Source organism: Actinocrinis sp., assembly GCF_035653575.1.
Classification (GTDB): domain Bacteria; phylum Actinomycetota; class Actinomycetes; order Streptomycetales; family Catenulisporaceae; genus Actinocrinis.
Genome location: NZ_DASRBQ010000059.1, coordinates 1 through 2,741, shown reverse-complemented (window position 1 = coordinate 2,741; position 2,741 = coordinate 1). Strand labels below are relative to the sequence as shown.

Here is a 2,741-nt window from a genome sequence, read left to right as displayed (position 1 = left end):
GACCAGCAACCGGTCCCGATCGCCAGCCTGGCCAAGGTGATGACCGCCTACCTGACCCTCAAGCACTACCCGCTGACCGACGCTCAGGACGGGTTCACCGTCACGATCACCCCCGCCCAGGCGCAGGCCGCGGGCCGGGAGGCCGCCGAGGGCCAGTCGGTCGTCGCCGTGCGCGCAGGCGAGCAGCTGACCGAGCGCCAACTGCTCGAGGCGCTCCTGATCCCTTCCGCCAACAACGTCGCCCAGATCCTCGCCGACCTGATCGCCGACAGCGCAACCAGCTTCGTTGCCGACATGAACGCCGAGGCTCGCGCGCTCGGGATGAACCACACCACCTACACCGATCCCAGCGGGCTCGACCCGAGCACGGTTTCCACCGCCGCGGACCAGCTGCGCGTCTTCCAGCAGGCGATGCGCTTCCCGGTCTTCCGCGAGATCGTCTCGATGCCCAGCGTGACGCTGCCGGTCGCCGGGACGCTCGCCAACTACAACCCGCTGATCACCGAGGGCTACGCGGGCAAGACCGGATCGGACTCCGCCGCCCGCGGATGCCTGGCCTTCTTCACCGCCGTCACCGTCGGCGGGCATCGGCAGACCGCGATCGGCGTGGTCCTCGGACAGGGACAGGGCACGGGCACACACGCGCTGCTCGCCGCCGCAGGCGAGGCCGCCCAACAACTCGTCAACTCCATCGCCCGAACCATCCGCGTCCGCACGACAGCCGTCCCCGCCACGGCCGGTGCCCCAAGAGACGGACGCCACCCACCGATGAGAACAAGTCAGCCGTAGCGGTCGAAATCGCGGCCGGCCAAACGGTCAACTAAGGCGCCGCCGTTAGGCGCCGCCGACCATTCTCCTAACTCGGGTTTCGCGGTTCAGAGGCCGGCGGCGGCCCAGGCTTGCTGGACTTGCGTGATTTCCCGGGATGTGGGGGTTTGGCCTTGTCCTGGGTGATATTGGCTGGCGATGATCACGCGGCGGAGCTTGGCGAGCATGTCGGCGAATGATGGGGTGGTCTTGGTGAGGTACCAGGGGGCGCGCTGGCGGTGCTCGTCGACGACGTCGGGGTGATGTCCTGAGCCGGCGTACCAGACGATTGTGAGTGTCATCGCGAGGAACTGGAACGGGACGGTGCGCTCGACGGCTTTCTTGGTCCGGTTGCGCGCGTCGCCGACACCGAACAGTTCCTTGCCGTCTTCGAAGGCGACCTCGATCGGCCAGCGGTCGCCATAGCGCTCGACGATCTCGCCGGCGCTCGCGGTCAGGTCGGTGGTGATCAGCGCGAGCTGATAGCCGCAGGGCTTGGTCGCGTCCTGGACGACGATCACGCGCACCAGCGTCTCGGGACCGAGCGGCTCCCACAGGCAGTCGATCGTGGTGAGCATCAGCGTCTCGGTCTTGCCATAGCGCCGGACGGCGTGCTCGACCCACTCGGTGGCGGGGCTGGTCGCGATCTCGGCGAGGCTCGCGAGCCGCTGACCCCATTTGCGCGGGCGGCCGCGTTTGCCGGTGCGCGGCGGGGTGCGGGCGTAGATCGCGGCGTTGGACCGCAAGCGGGAGGTGACCGTCACCGAGGCGGGAAGCCCGCGCCACGCCTCGGTGGCATACGCGGCGTCGCCGACGACGTCGATCTTGCGGCCGTCAAGCCGCGCGGCGAGCAGGTCGATCATTTCCCTTGCCAGCGCTGGCTTTCCGGGCCGCCCAGGATCGGGCTTGTCGTGCTTGGCGAACTGCTCGCGGCGGGGCTGCCAGAGCCGGAAGAGGACCGGCAGGCACACGGTGCGCTCCAGGAACGGCAGCCTGACACAGATCCCGACCACCACCCAGTTGTTGCCCCACGCGACCGCCGCCTGCTTGGAGTTCGCGGTCGCGTCGTGATGCCAGAAGCAGGCGTGGATCTTGCGCCCGAGGCGGTGCAGCAGCGTGTCATCGACGGCCACCAGCACGCTCGCCCCCGGGTCACAGAATCGCTCGACGATCAGCTCCGCCAACCGCAGCCCGAGCTCGTCCGCCGACCAGCGGGCGTTGCTGAAGAACCGGTGGCAGCGAGCGTGATGCCAGACCCCCGACAGGCGCGCGCCGACCAGCATCCCGGTGACCGTCCGCAACCCGGTCTGGGAGATATGGCCGGCGACCAGCGCGCAGAACGTCCGGTAGCTCGGGCGGGAGAAACATGGCGCGAACAGGAGCAACAGCTCCATCAGCGAAGATGGCAGGCAGAGCATCGGCGGCGACCTCCATAGGCAGCCGCGAACGGGCCTCCCACCCAGCCGCGGTAACGGTCTTGACAACCGCCGCGTTCGAGAAAGCCGCCGATGCTCCTTCCAACCCCGCCGCGCAACCGCCGCAGCCGCGCGCCGCCATCGCCCGTCACGACCGCCAGGTCACGTCCAGGTCACCCGATCAGCCCGGAAAGTGCGAAACCCGAGGTGCTTCAAAGGAGGACAATATCCAGGTGCATTTTGGATGCAAGAGATTATTTGCATCCAATGCCGCCTTGTGGTTGAGTTCTGACCAGATCGGAAAGCGCAGTCGTTCAGAGGAGAGGCCATGTCCGAACGCTTGATCTCGCAGCTCGCGCACGTCGAGCTGCTGACGCCGACGCTGGAGGAGTCATCGCGGTTCTTCACCGAGGTCATGGGCCTCGATGAGACCGACCGCGACGAGTCATCGGTTTACCTGCGCTGCTGGGGCGACTTCTCCACGTACGCGGTGCAGCTCACCGAGGGGCCGGAGCCGGC

Annotated in this window: 2 protein-coding genes and 1 pseudogene; 2 read left to right on the top strand and 1 reads right to left on the bottom strand. The window is 68.0% G+C overall.

From position 1 onward, the window contains the following. Positions 1–789 (top strand): D-alanyl-D-alanine carboxypeptidase family protein (locus tag VFA06_RS08790; protein ID WP_324839948.1); only part of this gene is annotated, 789 nt, incomplete at its 5' end. 86 nt (positions 790–875) lie between these two features. Here the strand turns inward: VFA06_RS08790 and VFA06_RS08785 are convergent. Continuing rightward, complete coding sequence (locus tag VFA06_RS08785) at positions 876–2,225, bottom strand: IS701 family transposase (RefSeq protein ID WP_422653128.1); 1,350 nt, start codon at positions 2,223–2,225, stop codon at positions 876–878. Positions 2,226–2,550: 325 nt separating this feature from the next. Here VFA06_RS08785 and VFA06_RS08780 point away from each other — a divergent pair. Beyond that, positions 2,551–2,741, top strand: a pseudogene (locus VFA06_RS08780) (catechol 1,2-dioxygenase); the annotation flags it as partial.

Coding starts and splice junctions, on each gene's coding strand:
- VFA06_RS08785 (WP_422653128.1), bottom strand. CDS start 2,225: ATGCTCTGCCTGCCATCTTCGCTGATGGAGCTGTTGCTCCTGTTCGCG.